10 protein-coding genes are annotated in these 19226 nt (G+C 58.1%); 6 read left to right on the top strand and 4 right to left on the bottom strand.

Features of this window, described 5'->3' with window-relative positions:
* Window positions 1-61: 61 nt before the first annotated feature.
* Complete coding sequence (locus B5F40_RS06360; protein ID WP_087193516.1) at window positions 62-1474, bottom strand: phosphoglucosamine mutase; 1413 nt, start codon at window positions 1472-1474, stop codon at window positions 62-64.
* Window positions 1475-2174: 700 nt separating this feature from the next.
* Between B5F40_RS06360 and galE the strand changes: the two genes are divergently transcribed.
* Window positions 2175-3311, top strand: a complete 1137-nt coding sequence (galE, locus tag B5F40_RS06355) for a UDP-glucose 4-epimerase GalE (protein ID WP_087193515.1) — start codon at window positions 2175-2177, stop codon at window positions 3309-3311.
* Between the two features lie 711 nt (window positions 3312-4022).
* On the opposite strand, the gene B5F40_RS06350 is transcribed toward galE, so the two are convergent.
* Window positions 4023-5204 (bottom strand): LCP family protein, encoded by a 1182-nt coding sequence (locus B5F40_RS06350; RefSeq protein ID WP_239442930.1) that lies wholly within the window; start codon window positions 5202-5204, stop codon window positions 4023-4025.
* Window positions 5205-5734: 530 nt separating this feature from the next.
* Between B5F40_RS06350 and B5F40_RS06345 the strand changes: the two genes are divergently transcribed.
* Complete coding sequence (locus tag B5F40_RS06345; RefSeq protein ID WP_087193513.1) at window positions 5735-6067, top strand: helix-turn-helix domain-containing protein; 333 nt, start codon at window positions 5735-5737, stop codon at window positions 6065-6067.
* 762 nt (window positions 6068-6829) lie between these two features.
* Here B5F40_RS06345 and B5F40_RS06340 read toward each other — a convergent pair.
* Complete coding sequence (locus B5F40_RS06340) at window positions 6830-8452, bottom strand: FAD-dependent oxidoreductase (RefSeq protein ID WP_162610912.1); 1623 nt, start codon at window positions 8450-8452, stop codon at window positions 6830-6832.
* A 179-nt stretch (window positions 8453-8631) separates the two neighbouring features.
* Here B5F40_RS06340 and B5F40_RS06335 point away from each other — a divergent pair, with 179 nt between their 5' ends.
* The 4 genes from B5F40_RS06335 (at window position 8632) to B5F40_RS06320 (ending at window position 18056) form a co-directional block, all read left to right on the top strand.
* Entirely contained in the window at window positions 8632-10086 is a 1455-nt protein-coding gene (locus B5F40_RS06335; RefSeq protein ID WP_087193562.1) for a helix-turn-helix transcriptional regulator, read from the top strand.
* Between the two features lie 798 nt (window positions 10087-10884).
* A complete protein-coding gene (locus B5F40_RS06330) occupies window positions 10885-14190 on the top strand; it encodes a hypothetical protein (protein WP_087193511.1) in 3306 nt (1101 codons plus the stop codon).
* 1965 nt (window positions 14191-16155) lie between these two features.
* Complete coding sequence (locus tag B5F40_RS06325; RefSeq protein ID WP_087193510.1) at window positions 16156-17493, top strand: phosphoadenosine phosphosulfate reductase; 1338 nt, start codon at window positions 16156-16158, stop codon at window positions 17491-17493.
* Window positions 17490-18056, top strand: coding sequence for an IbrB-like domain-containing protein (locus B5F40_RS06320; protein ID WP_087193509.1), 567 nt, complete (start codon window positions 17490-17492; stop codon window positions 18054-18056). The genes B5F40_RS06325 and B5F40_RS06320 overlap by 4 nt, the downstream gene beginning before the upstream one ends.
* Window positions 18057-18731: 675 nt before the next feature.
* Here B5F40_RS06320 and B5F40_RS16215 read toward each other — a convergent pair.
* Window positions 18732-19160, bottom strand: coding sequence for a hypothetical protein (locus tag B5F40_RS16215; protein WP_162610911.1), 429 nt, complete (start codon window positions 19158-19160; stop codon window positions 18732-18734).
* Between the last annotated feature and the right edge of the window lie 66 nt (window positions 19161-19226).

Raw genomic sequence — 19226 nt, 5'->3', positions numbered from 1 at the left:
ACCCCGTCTCCTGATCGGCAGTGCCCCGCTTGGACGACGCCTGCTTGCAGTGCGGTACGACCTATGCCACAACGACGCGTTCCGCCTCTTCGAGCAAGGCGCGCACCTCGTCCGTCGTCTCAGCCTCGGCATAGATGCGCACGAGCGGCTCAGTGCCGGAGGGGCGCATCATGACCCATGCGTCGCCTTCGAGGTAGAACTTCACACCGTCGCGGCGATCCACGTCGATCACCTTCTTGCCGCAGATAGTTTCAGGCGCGAAGGAGGGCACCACCTCGGAGCGGAAGCGCATCATCTGCTCCTCGGTGATGGACAGACCTTGGCGCTCGAACTCCAGTTTGCCGATTTTGGCGAACATGTCGTCTAGTAGCTGGCCTAGGCTCATGTGGCGTTGGGCCATCGTCTCGCACAGCAAAAGCGCCATGAGCAGGCCATCGCGCTCCATCACATGGCTGGGAATGCCGATGCCGCCGGACTCCTCGCCGCCCACCATGACGTCGCCCTTCTCCATCTCGGCGTATATCCATTTGAAGCCCACAGGCGTGCTGGTGAGTTCCAACCCAAGGCGCTTGCACTGGCGCGCCAGCATGGCCGATGCCGTGATGGTGGACACCACGCGCCCGCGCTGGCCCTTGTCCTCTGCAAGGTGGGACACGATAAGCGCGATGATGCGGTGCGGGTTCACGAAGGTGCCATGTTCGTCCACCGCACCGATACGGTCGGCGTCGCCATCGTTTATGAAGCCGGCGTCGAAACCCAGCTCCGGAACCTTCGCGATGCAGCGGTCCACCCACGGCGGGATGGGTTCGGGATGCAAGCCGTCGAACGTGGGGTCGGCGTCGTTGTTGATCTCGCACACCTCCACGCCCAGATCGCGTAACAGGTTGGCCAGATAGTGGCGACCGGCGCCGTACAGAGGGTCCACCACCACGCGCAGGCCGGCGTTGCGAATGGCCTCAGCGTCAACGCGCTTTTTGAGGGCAGCGAGGTACGGCGTCATGAGATCCACTTCCTCGTAGGTGCCGCGCGCCGCGGTCGCCCCGTCGGGCAGCACGGCTTCCACACGATCGGTGAAGTCCTTGCCTGCCGCGCCGCCGTCGGCCATGCGCAGCTTCACGCCCAGGTACTCGGCCGGGTTGTGGCTGCTCGTGAGCATGATGCCGCCCACCGCATCCACGTCTTGCGCCACCGACCAGCACAGCGTCGGCGTGGGGCAATAGTCCTGCGTGAGCATCACGCGAAAGCCATGCGACGCCGCCACCTCAGCTGCCAGCTGCGCATAGGCGTGCGCGTCACGGCGGCAGTCGTGCCCCACGATCAGCGTGCCCGGCATGCCAGACGCACGGCCCGCCGCAAGCGCGTCTTCCTTGAAGATGCGCGCCGCCGCATCGACCACACGCACAAGATTGACGTTCGTGAAATCCTCTCCGATGATGGCGCGCCATCCGTCGGTACCGAAATGAATGTCTGTCACGAGGCTCCTTTCTCGCACCATGATGTCACAGTATATCGTACGGCGCCCAAGCACGCTTGAGGGAACGGATGTTTCACGTGAAACATCCGAGTACGCAACAACGAGCGAAAACCCGAACACGTAACAGACGAAGCCGGACGGCCGACGAGAGCGTACCCGAATGGACAAGACGGAAAGAGATGGATAGCCGGCAGAGCCGAACTGGAGGAACTGACCGAGCAGAATTGAAGTCTTTTGGCAGTTTCGGCAGTCGGGCCGACATACTTGAGGGCGAGAGCCGACAGAACGATTAAGTGAATCGAGGCCTGAGATCCAGCGATACAACCCAGAAGCGGAGATCACGCATCACAAAGCACGCAACGGATGTTTTCATATGACGATCCGAACATAAACGGAGCACACGAGAAGCCATGCAGGGATCAGCCGAAACGATTCGGAATAGGGTATCCACGACATGACAGCATCCCTGATGCGTTCGAAATTCGAAGGAGTCTCGGCGAGTTTTCCCTTGCGTCCGCCTCCTCCTGATGTTTCACGTGAAACATCAGCGCCACGGGTTTTCGCATTTTGTCTCACCTGATACCATGGCAGCGGAACCGTCGGGGCGAAAACCGCCGAAATAAGACGCGCCAAGCCACCGACCCTCGCGGGAGACGCCCATAGAGCGCCGACGTCAATGCCAAAGAGAGAAGGAGCTTCGATGGCGAACAGAAGCCTTGCCAAGGATCATGCCGACACCTGCGTACTTGTGACGGGAGGCGCAGGATTTATCGGCAGCCATACGGTGGTCGAGCTGCTTGCACGCGGGTACCGTGTCGTGGTGGTGGACGACCTTAGCAACTCGAGCGAGACGGCACTCGAGCGTGTGCGCACCATCGCCGGACTTGCCCCCGACGACAACCGCCTCGTATTCTACGAAGACAGCATCCTCGACCGTGACGCGCTCTCTCGCGTCTTCGACGCGCATGACATCGACGCGATCATCCACTTCGCCGGGTTCAAAGCCGTAGGCGAGAGCGTGCAAAAGCCGCTCGAGTACTATTGGAACAACGTAGCTGGCACGCTCGTGCTGTGCGACGTAGCGCGTGCCCACAATGTGAAGAACATCGTATTTTCCTCGAGCGCCACCGTGTATGGCGAGCCTGAATTCTGCCCCATCACCGAAAACTGCCCCAAACACGACGCTACGAATCCCTATGGATGGACGAAGAGCATGCTCGAGCAGGTGCTTTCCGATCTGTACGTGGGAGACAACGAATGGAACGTGGTACTGCTCCGCTACTTCAACCCCATTGGCGCCCATGAAAGCGGGCTCATCGGGGAGGATCCGAAGGGCATTCCGAACAACCTTCTACCCTATGTGGCGCAAGTGGCTGTGGGCAAACTGGCGCGTGTTGGCGTGTTCGGCGACGACTATCCCACGCCCGACGGAACGGGCGTGCGCGACTACATCCACGTGGTGGATCTTGCGCGAGGACACGTGGCCGCGCTTGACTGGATGGGCGGCAAGGTGGGCACGGGCGAGGCGCGCGGCCTAGGGTCGATAGCCGGCGAGCCCGCCGAGGACGGCACACGACGAGGCGTGGGCATTTTCAATCTAGGCACGGGAACGGGCTCGAGCGTGCTCGACGTGATCCATGCCTTCGAGCGCGCCTGCGGCCACAAGATCCCCTATGAGATCAAACCGCGTCGGGCAGGAGACATCGCCGAGAACTATGCGTCATGCGACAAAGCGCGCGACGAACTTGGCTGGGTTGCTGAATATGACCTCGACCGCATGTGCGCCGATAGTTGGCGCTGGCAGTCCGCCAACCCCGACGGATACGCCACCGCGTGAAGACGCGCCTGAGAGGTTTCCCATCGTCGCGCCCCCAACCGACTCCCATGAAAACCCTTCCGCATCGCTGAGGCGACAACGGTCACGAGAAGAAGCAAAGAGGAAAAAGGCGGGGGTGCGAGTTCCGAACCAACCTGCAAGACCGCAAGATACCAGATACACCGCCGCCCTGCTTTCGCTATCGAAAGCAGGGCGGCGCGCGTTCGAGCGAGGCGAAGCGGAAACGAGAAGGGGAAGGGGAAGGAGGCTGAGGATGCGCTTCAAGCGTTTTCCCGAACGTCGTCCTTCTCGAGCCGACCCACCACTCGAACCGTCCCGATCATTCGGCCACGTTCGCTTGCGGGTTCTGTCAGCATCTACAAGCGCGTTTCCAAAGCTTCCGGATACGTGCGCCTTTCCTTTTCTGCCAGCGCAATCCCGCGATACGCCGCTTCCTACTGACTGCAGCGCCAAGACAAAGCCGAAACTCCGAGTCAGATGCGCTCATGATCAGCATGAAAGAAACGTTCGCACAGTCAAGGCTCAACGAAAACAGAGCCTTGGCTCAGGCAACACGCATGCACCTCCGTACGCCTTTGATGCCCCCGGACTAATCAAGTACGAGCGTTCCGTGCATCGACCGTCTACGGACATTACTTCGCAAACAACATGCACCACCGCAGCCGCTCGCCCTAACGATGACGAGACAATTCCACCAAGGCGCCGCATTTGCTAAGCGAGGGAATCCGAATAGCCGGTGCCGTAACCAGTGTCGGCGCCGTAATCCGTGCTGTTGGAGCCATAATCAGGATCGTAATACCCGCTGTCCGTGTAGCCCGAATCACCATAATACGCAGAACCGTCATTGTAGGAATAATTGTACGAGTCGGAAGTCCCGCCCGACGACGAACTCCCCGGCGTCGGAGCAACACCCGACGCGACTATGCCACTGGGATCCTCGCCCGCCTCGACTACCTCCATCATCTCTTTGAGCGCGGCTTCATCGGTGAACACGTACGATATCTCGCCGATGTAGCCTGTCGTAGACGGCACCATTCCCGAATAGATGGTCAAGTCACCGCTGTCTTTGAATTGCTGAGCGAGCGAGATGATATCGGTGGCCGAAAGATCCGTCGTCACGCACCGTGCGGCGCTCTGTATGACGCCCGGAAGATCGGTCACCGGCATCGCAAGGACCTTCTCCACGATAGCCATGATGAGCTTGCGCTGGTTGGCTGTACGAGTGAAGTCGCCGTCGACGTATGCACGGCTGCGAGCAAACACAAGCGCCGCCTCGCCGTCAAGATGCTGAGTGCCCGCCTCTATGACGATATTGCCTGCGTCGGGATCGTCGATGCGCTCGTCGACCTCCACATCCACGCCGCCCACCGCATCGACAAGCGCCACCAGCTCCTCGAAGTTAACCTCCGCATAATGAGATATCTCAACATCACACAGCTCGCTCGCCTCGCGAATGGTGGCCGCTGCTCCACCGAAATTGTAGGCGGCATTGAACTTGTTCTGTCCGTACCCGTCGATGTCGATGCACGTGTCGCGAGGGATGGAGACCATCGTCACCTGGTTCTGCGTCGGATCGACTCGCACAACGATGTTCGTATCGGAACGAGCACCCTCAACCGAGCCATCCTCGCGCCGGTCGGAGCCGATGAGCATCATGTAGAACGGCTCAGTGAAATTGCTCGTGGTCTTCGGGGCAAGCGCGTCGGTAATGGCATCGAGCTCTTCCTGAGTTTTCGTCCCACGGGTAAGCTGATCATTGATGGAGTTGAAGTACAGGGCGAACGCCGTGCCTCCGAACAAAACAACTGCCAAGACGGCAGCCACCACGCCGATCGCTATCTTCTTCCCCCGACTCGCCCTCCTTGACGACGCCGCTGTGTAGTTCGGATTCATGCGCGAGTACTGGCTTGCCGCACTCTGGCGCTCATACGCGCTGTTCGCAGCACGCCCCTGACTGCCAGGCATATACGCAGGCCGATACGCAGACGAAGCAGAGTCCTCAAATTGCGCCGCATGCGCCGTGGAACGGATAGCACGAGCCGATTGGGGATCTCGCGTGGTTCGTCCCGCAGGATGATTCGTCCGGGAATTCCTTGGTGTCATACGTTCTCCTCTGCGACTTCGGCGTCTTGACGGTTCGACTCGCCCGCTACGATCGGCGTCCCCTTTTCGACGCAACACGCGACATCGAAGCTTGCTCCGTCGCGAATAATCGAGAACCAGCGCTTTGCACAGCTCATCAACAGCGGCATCGCACAAGATCGCGCGCATAGAACTCTCGCATATGGAAAATATTCTATCACCCCTGCGACCGAATCATAAAATGGTCATCGCCCGAGTATAAACCCCACATTTCTCAAAAAGGTGCTGAAACGTATCCGCACGGTTACAAGAGGGAGGGCGTGCACAGGTAGTCTGTCTTCATGAATCTCGGGCAGAGACAATGCGCAGTGGACGAAGGTGCGGAGCGATTTCGCTTCGCACCCGTTTTCGCCGCGAACGTGCAGCGTCTCCGCAAGCAGGCGAAGATCAACAAGAAGCGCTTTGCGCTCATGGTGGGCATTGGCCGACCGTTCCTCGACAAAATAGAAGACGGCACTGCGAACCCTCGCCTCGACGTGATGGTCCGCATCGCCGACGCGCTCGACACAACGCCCCAGGAGCTGTTGAACTCGCCCGACAACGAGATCGACGAGGAAAGCATCAGGCGTGGCTCTCCCTCTTTTCTTGACATGCGGCATACGCGCCCGCTCTAATGCGCACCCCCCCTATCATGGTCGACGTATATCGAACAGGGTGCTCTGCGGAAGCTCAAGGCATCGATGCCGCTTTTCCCGCATGCCACACATGCCGGCCACATTGACAAGCGAGAGAAATACGCCGCGCTTGCGCATGCAACGAACTGAAGCTACAGCAAACACAAACCGAGCTTCGCACGCATCGGCGAAGCCAAGTCTGGGTCGCGGCGCGCACCGCCTTGCTGGTCGAGCCGAAATTCTCGACGCATAGGGCCGACAGAACCCGCCGCACTTCCCAAACGCAACCCCGGAGCGCACCGCGCACGTGCAACGCAAAAGGAAACTCACCTTCGACGCACTTAGATGCACCAACGAATAATGCCGAACTCGAGCACCCCGACCGCATCGGATGACGCAAGCGCTTTGCTGGATGCGCCATGCATTGCGCACGGCACCGGAACGGCGAAAGCACATCGAATGCTTTGTCAAAAGGCGAGTGTTCGGAAGGGTCCTTTCACGCCTTTCGCACTCTTTGCGCCTTGGCTACCTCCGCGCATATGGCTTTTCCGGAAGGCCCCGATGAGCTGGCGGGGTTCGTCAGGGCCTTCCAAGCGCGCTCGCAGCTTCTCTCGCCTGCTTCCTATCGATTGCCACCATGACAAGCCATGGCGCAGAGAAAGCATAGTCCGGAATTTCAAAAGCACCGATCATACCAGATGGGAACCGCGCGCTTCGAAGCGTCGGAGATCCCGTTTAGGCTGCGACCGCGAAGGCGACGCCCTACAATCCCGCCACGTGCCTTCCAGCCAGGTATCCGCCGGTGATGGCACGTCCGATCGACAATCCCAGCACGTCCATGGGGTAATCGACTCCGCCGTAGAAAGGGCCGGACACGTTGCCCACAGCGTACAGCCCCTCGATGGGGGTGTGCTCGTCCGCCTTGAGCACCTGGTTGTCAGCGTTCACCAGAAGACCGCCGATGACGGCGGAAAGCCCCAGACCGTACTCGTGCGGCACGATGATGAACGGCGGCGTGTCGATCGCCCGCATGAAAACAGGGTCCTTTCCGAAGTCTTCATCAGCCCCGGCGGCGCACAGCTCGTTGTATCGCCGAACCGCCGCGGCCACCGCCTGCGCATCGACTTCATAACCGTTCTGTTCGTCGTCCGCCATCGCCCGGCATGCCTCCTCAACGGTGGCGCCCTCGTAGTACCACGCGCAGTTCGACGCGTCGATCTCGGGATCGATGGCCTTCCATTCGGCAATCTGGTCCTGCCATTTCGCATCGCACACGGTATAGACGTTGCCCGCCTGCGACGTCCCTTCTCGGTGAATGTACTCGCGAACGTAATTGTTGAGATACCCTTGCATAGGGCCTTCGCACATGAAGCGCTCTCCCCGATAGTTCACTACCATATGGGGCGTGTCGACGCGCCCGACACGCGCGTCGTGAATCATCTTGGTGTGGACGGGCGGCTCGATCTCGCCGCCGGCCCACACCCCCATCTTGTGTCCGTCTCCAGTGCGGTTCATTTGGTTGGGGGGAAATTCTTTGAGGTCGGGGCAGTAGTAGGCGATCATCTCCTCATCGTTTTGATAATCGCCGGTTGCGAGAATGACCCCTTTGGAGGCGTTGAACAGAATGTGCTTCCCATCTTGTTCGCAGACGACCCCGGTAACGCGACCGTCGTCGAGAGCGAGCTGCACCGCAGGCGTTTCGAAGAAGAACTCGACGCCAGACTCTTCGGCAAGAGGAGCCATGGCCTTCACGACCTCGCCGTGGCCCGTGCCGAAATAGGTGTTCGCATGCAGATACACGTCGTACCCATGGATGCTCAGAACCCGGTCGGCCTGTGGTTCGTTCTCGTTGACCTCCATACCCGACTGCGACGCGCGTTCCTTGAACCATGAGATGGCTTCGAAGCTGTTGTCGGCCCACGCCTCCAGCAGCGAGCGGTCGCTGCGATGCTGGCTGAGCACCGTCAAATAGCTGATGAGCGCCTGCTTGCCGGCTTCGCTCGTTCGTCCGAGGTCGACGGCGGCGGCCATGTTTCCCTGCGACGAGGGAATGGACTCTTTCTGCACGCATGCGATGCGCGCCCCGGCTTCGGCGGCCGAGAGGGCCGCCGACATGCCCGCTGCGCCGCAGCCCACAACCACTACTTCGTACTCCTTTGTTTCAGCGAACTCGGCGATGGGTTCTGGCTTTGCAAGGAAGCTCGGAGTCGCGCTCGCTCCGTCCACACCCGCCCCACCCGAAAAGGCGCCGTCCGTTTCGTTCGCCGCGGACTTTGGCGCGCAGCCTCCGAGAACCGACGCGCCTGCGGCGCCCGCAGCGGCCAAGCCACCGATCTTGAGCATCTGACGTCGGGTGATCCCATTCGAAATGCCTTTGCGATCCATACGATCCTCCTCGGTCGTCGACGTTAATGACAGAGCGCAGTTTTGCACGCACCGCCTCGCCCTCGCATCGACCGCATGGAGAATTCGTTGTTTATTTTCGTAAACAGGTGAAATAAACATGCCTTCCACGATACGTTCGGGCGCGTCGCACGAACGCAAGGGGAGGGCAAGGAGGCGGGATGACGAGGGGCAGGGAAGGGGCAGCATCTGCAGATTCGTCCGCATCGGACTTTCGGGCATTGGGGCAATTGCTCGATATGCCCTTGTCGTTTCTAGGATTCGCACTCTGGCGCGCATGGGTGTCGCTTGCGGTGGCAGGCCCCGCATATCCCCTTCCCTTGATGCAACAGACAGGACAGCTTGCCTACGACATGGTTCTCGCCGTCACCTGCCTGGTTGCGGCGTTGCTTTCGAAACGCCTGTCCCCTTTGAACGGAAGGCCATCCCCTTATTTTCTCGCAGGCGCCCTTATGACGGGAGCGACAGCTGCGAACGTAGCGGCGATCTTCGTTCCCTCATTGTCAGCGCTCGCTCCCCTGTGCGCAGCAGCTTCGGGCATAGGCTCCGCGCTGCTCATTTTGCTCTGGTGCGAGATATACGGCTGCCTGAGCCCTGTGCGCACCGCAGTGTACTACGCACTTGCGCTGATCATGGGGGTGTTCCTAACGTTCGTGCTGGAAGGGTTCAAAGGCCCGTGGTTCTACGGAGCGCTCGCAGCGTTGCCCATCATGTCCGCGGGACTCGCCTACCGCTCCTACCACCGCCGCCTGGCTCCTCAAGATCGCCCCGCTTCCTCGTACCGGACCCTCGTGCCTTGGAAGTTCATCGCCGTCGTCGCCCTGTACGAAGTGGTGTCGGGGCTGAGCGCCACTTATATTAAAGACAGCTACGGCAATCTCGTTGGACCCCATTCCACAGCGGCCACTTTGCTGGCAGGTATCGCGTTGTTTGTCTGGGTGTTCTGGCTTTCCGACCGGTTTCCTCTTTCGATGCTGTATCGTGCTCCGGTGGTCATCGTCGCGTGTGGGCTGGTGGCGCTGCCCCTTTTGGGATTGTCGAACGGCGTGGCGGGAGCGCTGTGCGTCTCCATGGGAACAACGTTGTTCAGCTGCGTTGTCTTCCTGTTCCTCTGCGATATCTCCAAGCGTCTCGGCATCGCAGCTTTATGCCTGTTCGGAATCGAAGAGACGCTCATTCCCCTCAAATGGGGCGGTACGGTTTTGGGAGCGGCGCTCCAGTCGGGAGACGTGTTGGGAGTGCCGACCCAAGGAATCGCGTTGCTCATGGCGCTGGCCCTTGTCATCGGTTTGCCTTTGCTGCTGGTGAATGATCGCGAAGTGGGAACACGATGGGGCATCACGTTGCTGGGAAAAGCGCAATGCGACGCGGCTTCGGAGCGACGCGAGGAAGCATTATGCGAGCAATTGGCTGCCGAAAACGGCCTCACCCCACGCGAAACGGAGGTGATTGCCCTGCTCGCACAAGGCAAATCGCTTTCCCAAGTTGCTTCGAGCTTGTTCATAGCCGAAGGGACGGCCAAAGCCCACACACGCCACATCTACGAGAAGCTCGGCATCAACACCCGCCAGGAACTATTCGATATGTTGAAAGTGAACCCCAAAGAACGGTCCTAGCAACTCTCTGATTTCTCGAGAAGAAACACCGTATTCGTCACGGTTTTTCAGGATGCGAAACAGCTGAACTCGTGCCGAAGAGCGGTGCATGCGCAACAGACCCAGACTGCCGTAGGAGGGCGTTTCACGTGAAACACCCTTCTCGAACTTCGACGGACAACGGCACCTTCTACGCAATCCCGCCGGTCGGAGCAAAAGCGTGCTGCCTTCTTTCTCTTCTTCACCGTGTCCCTTTTTGCGATGATGCTGTTGCACGCCGCTCGCCAGCTCCCCCCTTTCGCAAGCTGCGCGCGGACGAAACCGAAAATTCGGCGGTGCCGGCATCGTTGCGGCGGGAACGGCGGCTTGCAAACTGCGCGCGAGCGAAACCGAAAACGCACGCGAATCCGCAAAAAGCTTGGAGAAGAAGCGAAGTCGAATGAGACCTTGCCGTTAAGAATCGATGCGCATTGCTTCGGGAGATCGCACTCTTTTGCAAGCGCAAGTTGCCTGATCGCAATGCCCAAGAGCGCGCTTTTCAGTGCGACAACTTGAAAAAAAGCATCCCGGATATGAGCAAACAATTACTTATCTTTTTTGTTCTTGTTATATTTTAATGGGATTAAACCTACAGCTATTGTCAGGAAGAGAAAAGGAACGTCAGCGACTCTGGTGTTGGTTTCTTGAGGAGGCAAGATGTCTATACGCCGTTCGATATGCGCATGCTTGCTGGCAACCACAATGACGCTTAGCGGGTTGCCTGCTGGAGCGCCTGCGTATGCGGTAACATCCCATGCTCACACGACAGAAGCTCCTTCAGTGGAAACAGGAGCACTGTCGCTCGAAAGCGACGATGGAAGCGCTCTCGAAGAAGGCACAGACTACGCATACTCAAACGGTGTGGTCACCATCATGTCGGAGAAACCCATGACCCTCTCTATGGCTCATGGGCAGACTCCAGAAGCGGCATCGACCGACCGCGTTGAAACCCATGTGGAAGCAGACGGAGATGGCGACGGGGCTCTTACCGCCCATCTCACCATCGAAAACGTCAACATCTCGCCCTCCTCAGGATCCGCCCTTCACGCCGTTGCCGGCGGCCTCGACTTGAAGGTCGAGGGAGACAACGTTTTGGAGGGCGTCGGCGGAGGAGCGGGAATCGAGAACGGAGTTGATTCGCCCCTCAGCATCACCGGAACCGGAAGCGTCGAAGCACGAGGAAGCAGGGGAGGCATGGCATCCGCCTCAGCCGCCATTGGCTGCGGGGCGAGCAGCGATTGCGGAGACATCAGCATCTCAGGGAACGTCACAGTGGAGGCCTACAGTGGAAAGGCGGCCGCCATAGGCGCCGCGGGCGTTGGAGGCTCTATCGGACACACCACAGGAAGCATAACCGTTTCTGGCAATGCCCGGGTTCTAGCTGTCGGAGGATCGGGCGTTGGCGGCAGTAATGCCTGTGGAGCGGGCATAGGGGCTGGCGGCTGGGGAGGAACGTGTGAAAAGGTCGTCATCTCCGGCAATGCGTTCGTAGACGCTTACAACGCTAAGTCGTATCGCGGCATCGGGGGAGGCACCACCCCCGTCGAGATTCTCGGCGGCTTCGTGAAGGTGTCGATGATAGGCGACCCCGACATCGACCCCAACGGAGTCGTTCGCATTGCCGGCGGCAAGTTCCATCAGGATTGCAATGGCATCCCATTCGTCTCTTCAGATGATCGCGGATCGGTGTACGGAATCACAGCGGCAGAGGGGTTCGGAGTGTTTGGCTGCGCAGAAGAAGATCCGGCGTATCCTTGGAAGGTGCTGCGCATTGAAGACCAATCACTTGGACTGGTAGACGAGTCCATAGAAACTCCCTACGACGGTGCTCCGCTCTCCTCCTCTGACGTGGTGAGCTTTGCTTTGCGCGGTCAGACAGATGCAAGGGAGGATGTCGTCCTTTCTTGGAGCAGCCTTGCAGGCAACGGAGAAACGAAACCGTTGGAAAGCGCGCCTCAAGCAATAGGGAGTTACCAGCTGGAGGCAACGCTTCCCGCAGCAGAAGCGAATGGGATGTACTATCCTCAGGTGGTTAAAACCGCGCAGGTGGACATTGTGGCACCGACCGAGCGACCGAGCATCACCCTCGACCGGACGGATGGGCTCTATACGTACGGGGACGACATCGTGGTTTCCGTTTCAGTCCCCATGGATGAAAGAGCAGATCTGTCCCCAACCTTGTATTCGGGAGGAACGGCGCTGGGATCCGTGGACGGATCGCCCCGAATCGAGGAAGATCGCGTTATCTTCTCCGTCCGTTATCCGTCTTCGGCAAAGGAGCTTGCTGTTGGCTCTTGGGACGATCTGGTCGTTCGGTTCAGCGGAGACGAAACTTTGACCGGAGCGTTCGGAGAAGTATCGGTTCCGGCGCTCCAACTTGAAAAGGCGGTGTTAAGCCCCTCTCTTTCCGGCGACGCGTCGAAGCCTTTCGACGGAAAGATCGATGTCCCGGAAAACGCTACGCTATCGCTCTCACTTTCCGGCGTGAAGAACGAAGATCCAGTGAGCGCAACGTGCTCGCCTTTTAAGTTCGCAACGAGCAACGCGGGGGAGAAGACGGTGGTGTGCTCCGACATCGCGATAGCTCCTACGACGTTCGATGCATGGTACCGACTCTCTGCAACTGAGATCGAGTTCGAGGTTGCAAGCGGCATCGAAAAAGCAGCCCGCGTCGATGCCCCGCAGGGATTGACGGGGATTGCCCCCTTGTGGAAGGGCGCTGCGAACGGATCGATCAACGGCGTTGAAACCGGCATGGAATGGAGGGTCGTCGAAACCGATCCTTCGGGAGATGGCGAGGCCGGAAAGGAATGGAAAGCCGTATCGGAAAACGAGGCTTCGCCGGGAAGCATCATAGGCCTTGAAGCGGGCACATACGAAATCCGCTGGGCCGAAGACGACAGCTACAAGGCATCTCCTGCTGCCAATGTGGAGGTGCCCGAAGCCCCTGATCCGGAAGCTGAGTTTACCATGACATCCGATTCCCAGATCACGTATGGCGACGGTGGAAGCTTCGCGATCGACGTCGAAGTGGCACATACCTCTGACAAGGGCGCGTTTTACGAGGTCGTCGACGAGAACGGCGCTATTGTCGTCCATGGATCGGTTGCCAACGGAAAGAATACGGTGAGCATGGAGGTGGATTCCAAGATTCTTCCGGTTGGCGCGCACCAACTGACGCTCTCGCTTTATTTCGACCAGGATTCCCTTTCAGCCCGCGCGCCCTTTGCAACGTCCGATCCCATGAATGTCGAGGTGCTCCCCCGTCCGGTAGAAGCTCTCGGCGTGAGCGCTGTCTCCCGAGCTTACGAAGCGGGGAACTGCTTAGTCGCGATCGATTCCTCATCTGCCTCTATCTCGGGCGTGCTGCCCGCTGACGAGAGCGGCGTGTTCCTCGAGACCTCCGAGACGGGCTCGATGGCCAATGATAGCGTTGGCATGGGAAAACCAGTGGAGGTAGCAGCGTCCCTAACCGGTTCTGGGGCTAAGTGGTACGACCTCGCTCCCGTGCAGACGACGGTCGACATATCCAAGCTCCCGCGTATGGAAGCCCCTCTTGGCCTCGTCGGTATTTCGCCTTCGAACGAGAACACACGAGACGGGAAGATCAAGGGTGTTATGCAGGGAATGGAATGGCGCATCGCTCCGGTTGGCCCTACTGCCGCCGCACGGAGCACCGCAACCGGATGGCAAACGGTGACCGCCGCCCAAGCCTCTTCCGGGGAGATCGGGAATTTGGCTGCAGGCACGTATGAAGTGCGCTGGGCCGAAGACGCGACCAACGAGGCCTCTCCCGCTGTCTCCGTGCGCGTGGAGGCTTTCTCGGCCCCTCCGGTTTCCGAGAATCCTCAGATTCCCAACAGTCCTGAGAATCCCGAAAATCCCGACAACCCTTTGCCATCCGAGAAAGAGGAAGTGTCGTCGAATGCCACGCCTGAAGCTCCGGAGGCCAACGACGAAGAACTCACCTCGCTTATATCTACGGGCGACCGGGTTGCACAGTATTGCATACTTGTTTTGGGAGGGGTGTCTGCACTTGCGATAGCGACGATGCTGCATGTCTTCAGAAAAAGCCGTCGCGCCTGATGCATCACGTCGGGACTACGCTCCTGCGCAGACCTTTCCTAGCGTGCTTGGCTGGCGTCGCACCACTCTTTTAACGAACGCAAAAGCCAAATGCGCATGAGAAAGCAAACGTCGAGGGCCCCTTCACGAAGGGGCCCTCGACGCATAATGGACTCCCTCGTCGTCAAAAAGTCGGCTGCGCAGAAGATCAAGAAGGCGGCTAACCGCTGCGTCGAAACGAAAAAAGGCTGAGATTGCGCTACGCCAAGACAAAGGAGCAAGCACAACGCAAGGAAGGATACGTGCGACTACGCAAACAAGATCAGTACGCGACCATATGGTCTGGGAAAACGAACGAGCAAGCAATGAATCTCGCAATGCGCAGAACGGCCCTCGCAAAACATGCTAGCGAGAGGCGGATGCCCTGCGCTGCTTCGCGCGAAGCAGCGCAGGGCATCCGCCTACTTTCGACATGACATATGCGCTCGAAAGCAGCGCCTATGCCTTTTCACATAGTTGCCGTACCTGACATTATGCGAACGAGCCCGCATTGATGCTCGATGCTTCTCACCTATGCTGCACGTTGTTGCGTTCCGCTTCTTGCAGCTTCCCCCCCCCCGCTAATTTGACTAAATGCGAGTTGACTTTTGGTTTCACTGGCCGTGCCCGTCCTAGGATGATTCCCCACGCCTTTTCAACAGGAGAACTGTGCTCGCCTTCCCCCTTCGAATGTTTCACGTGAAACATTCGAAGGGGGAAGGCATTCTTAAAAAGGATGCGAACAGCATCTGAAAGCGAACGCGACCGACGGGAAGCATCACTAGACCGAGTAACGGAAATGCCAAGAGCTGATACGGCGCAAACGAAGAAAGACCGTTATCGACGAGGATCGTTTGCGCAAGATGACTGCAAGTTCAAATCGTTAACGACATTGGAATGCGGCCGATGCGAAACTCGCAGCGAACGCGTTTCGCACGCTCCTCTTGATCAATCGACATTGTAAGGTTCGCCATTAAACCAAAATCGGCAGATGCCCCACAAGCCCGCCGCGCAAATCCCCGCCCCTCTTTTTCTTCCCACGTTCGGGCGGACCCTTGCCAGATGGGAGATTCCCCACCCGACTTGGACGCAAAGAAGCCTATCCGGAGCTCGATGAACGCCGGCCCATGTCGAATTCGGTTTGACAGCGGAATGCGAGGATGGCGGATCGTTGGCACCTTGTCTCATCCTCATCAATGATTCAGGGCCGATTTCAATGAAGACAAGGTGGCTTAGCACGTTCTTCTTCCTCTTGCTTCCTTTCATCTTTTCGCTTCGCATGAAGCACCGTTCTGCGAGTCCTAGAGTTCAGCGTGCAGCGCATTGGACTCGACAGGGCGGAACCTCGCTGAAAGCCATCAACAGCCTACAGCTACCGAGGCCAACAAAAACTGAGGCAAAGCTGCAAAGACGAACATCATGGCAAAAGGCCGAAGCGGGAATTACGTCAAATCGACCCTTCTCGTTCAACAATCGTCATGATCCCCCGCGTTCCTTCGCTAGCGCATTCCAGATTCTCCGCCGCCAAACCGTCGTGAGCACAATCTCGCATTCGCCGGACCTCGAGCAGAGTGTCTCCAACCGGACGCTTTAGCCCTTTCCTGCCGAACGGGCAGAGGCTCCCGAAGCGTTGGCAAAGCATGGCGCAACGAACCGATCCGACCTCTGCCAACGACGGTTGAGCGGCGGACGAAACCCCAAATGGACGTGGACGATCTTTCTAACGAAAGTATGATCTTTGTGGTAAATACTGAGTGGCGTCCTTGCGGAAGCTCATCTCGCAGACAATTTCCACAACGGATTCAAGAGGAAATTGCCGAACGCAAAGTGCTGAGAGCAAAACGCGGAATGCCAAGCGCCTAAACGCGAATCGGAGTTCAGGCGTACGATCGCTTCCGAGCAAGGTTCGCCTCAGCGCGGAGTCGAGCAGCAACGGGGAGCGGCAAGATGATCAAACGTCACACCGGACAGACGGTATACGATGCGCTTCAAGAGCGCCTGCGCTTTGCATTCTCCGAGTTTGACAATGTGTTCGTATCGTTCTCCGGCGGCAAGGACAGCGGTCTTCTGCTCGAGCTCGTTCTTGATTACCGGAATCATCACTGCCCCGAGAAGCGTATCGGCGTGTTCCATCAGGATTTCGAGGCCCAATATAGCACCACCACCGCCTATGTCGAACGCACCTTCGACCGCCTCGAGCGCGAGCCTGGCGTCGAGTTGTACTGGGTGTGCCTGCCTATGGCCACGCGCACCGCACTCAGCAGCTACGAGATGTTCTGGTATCCCTGGGATGATGAAAAACAGGAGGCATGGGTGCGTTCCATGCCAAAACGCCCATACGTGATAAACCTCGCCAACAACCCGATAACCACGTATCGCTACAAGATGCATCAGGAGGATCTTGCTCGACAGTTTGGACGATGGTACCGAAAGGCGCACGGCGGCGGCAAAACAGTGTGCTTGCTGGGCATCCGAGCCGACGAATCGCTGCACCGCTACAGCAGTATCGTAAACAAGCGGCGCGGCTACCAAGGAGCGTATTGGATCACCGAGCAATTCAAAAACGTCTGGAGCGCTAGCCCCCTATACGATTGGACGGTAAGCGATGTATGGCACGCTAACGCACAGTTCGGCTTCGACTACAACCACTTGTACGACTTGTACTATTTAGCCGGAGTGTCCCCTGACCAAATGCGCGTAGCATCCCCTTTTGGAGACTCCGCGAAAGACAGCCTCAATCTCTACCGTGTCATAGATCCCGAGATTTGGTCCAAACTCGTCGGACGCGTGCAAGGGGCCAATTTCGGCGCCATCTACAGCCGCACGAAAGCCATGGGCTATCGAAATTTAGAACTTCCCGAAGGGCACACGTGGAAGTCGTTCACGTTCTTCCTGTTGGAGACCCTGCCAGAGCGACTGCGTGAGAACTATGTGCGCAAGTTCAAGACGTCTATCCAATTTTGGTATGAAACGGGCGGCGGCTTAGACGAGACGGTCATTCAAGAGTTGCTCGATCATGGCTACCGCATACGCCGCAACGGCGTGTCGAACTACACACTGAACAAACGCTCGCGCGTCGTGTTCGTGGGCGAACTGCCAGACAGCACTGACGACATAAAATCGACGAAGGATATACCCAGCTGGAAGCGCATGTGCTACTGCATCTTGAAAAACGACCATATCTGCCGCTTCATGGGCTTCGGGCTGACGCGCGAGCAGCAACACCACGTGAACGCACTCAAACGAGAGTACGCCGAAGTCGTTGAGAGGAAGGCGGTCGTATGACCTTTCGAAGCCCTGTGTACAGCGTCATTGCCGTACCTATCGATAAAGTGAAGCCGAACACTTACAATCCGAACTCGGTCGCCCCGCCGGAGCTCGAGCTGCTCTACGATAGCATCAAGGAAGACGGGTACACCATGCCCATCGTGTGCTATCACGACGAGGAGTCCGATGAGTACATCATCGTGGACGGATTCCATCGCTACCGGGTCATGCTCGAACATTCCGACATTCGCGAGCGAGAGGGAGGGATGCTGCCCGTCTCGGTGATCGACAAGCCTATTGACTGTCGAATGGCCAGCACCATCCGTCACAACCGGGCACGCGGTTCCCACAGCGTTGATCTCATGAGCAATATCGTGGCCGATCTTCATGAGCTCGGTCGTTCCGATGCATGGATCTCAAAGCACCTGGGCATGGAGCGCGACGAGATATTGCGTCTCAAGCAAATCACCGGCATTGCGGCTTTGTTCAGAGAAGTCGATTTCGGAGAAGCATGGGAACCGCAGACGGAAAGAATGGACGAAACGGATGCGCTCATCAGCACCTCGACGAGGCGCTCATAGATATCAATGAAAAAGAGGGGCGCCGGATGACCTCGGCGGCAAGACGGAACACGATGCCCGCTTTGTCTCATGCCATCTCGGTATCGCAGATCGGGCGACTGCAGTGCCACAGCCTGCGTCCCATGCGCATGATGAGAACGATTTGCCACTGGCGATCAGAAATGCGCGCCCAATACCCTGTTAAGGGGAGCGAACCTCAAGAACACCTTGACCGTCAAAAGAGGAGACGACAAACAACGGATATCCATCGCCGCCCAAAATCGCATGCTACCTGCGTAGCAAACACCGATAAACGCAAAACTCTCGATGAGCGCTTCGAAACCACGATCCCGGTTATCACTCAAGAGCGGATGCGATAACGAAGCTGACAACCAAAGCCCTCTTTTCGTTTGCCCGATGCAAAGTCGCAGTGGGCCAATCTCCGTGCGGACAGCCTGCCAATCTGCAATGCCGGATATTCCCGTAATCAGCGCATCTGCAACCGGCGCGAAGATTGCGCCCTTGTAGGTGGCGCACCTTCCGCTAACGGCCACGAATCTCACGCACTGCAACGCGAAGGGTCTTCGCAAACCAGCGTAATCAATTCTCCTCCGAAGAGCTCCTATGCAACTCCCTCATCGCGTTCGTGAGCACTTCATCGCTGAGCTCGTTGCGGCCGCAGATATCCGTTGCCACCTAAAATGCTCCTGAACAAGTTTCGCCGTATTGCGTTCCATGAACTTTGGATGCCCACCGTCCATGGAAAGGAGCAGGTTCGATGAATGAGTTTTCGAACTGGGGCATTCTTGCGAAGACATCTCTTGAAATGGAGCGATTCTGAATCACCTCAGCTTTTCCGATCGGTTTTCCTCCCCGTAGGTTATAATGATTGGCGCCGCTCATGCGGTGTTTCGCGGGTGTCGCCAAGTGGTAAGGCCCGAGCTTCCCAATCAATTTCACGCCCGATTTTTCAGGAAACTCACAAAACAGACAATCACAAAAAACCAGTTCAAAGGCGTACTTTTCGACACGCCTTTGTTTTTCCATCCGTTCGGGAAACAGGAGAAACGCGCGTTTTTGACGAACTTTTGACGAACGTGCGCATTCTCGACCCCGCCGGACCATGCAACAGGGGCTTCGTTTGTGTTCGTTTCGTGGCCGCATCGTCGCTACCTGCCCTGCGAACCATTG

Origin of the sequence: Gordonibacter sp. An230, from assembly GCF_002159915.1 — a bacterium.
Taxonomy (GTDB): Bacteria; Actinomycetota; Coriobacteriia; order Coriobacteriales; family Eggerthellaceae; genus Rubneribacter.
The sequence above is the reverse complement of the archived record's forward strand: the minus strand, read 5'-3'. Positions and strand labels throughout refer to the sequence as shown.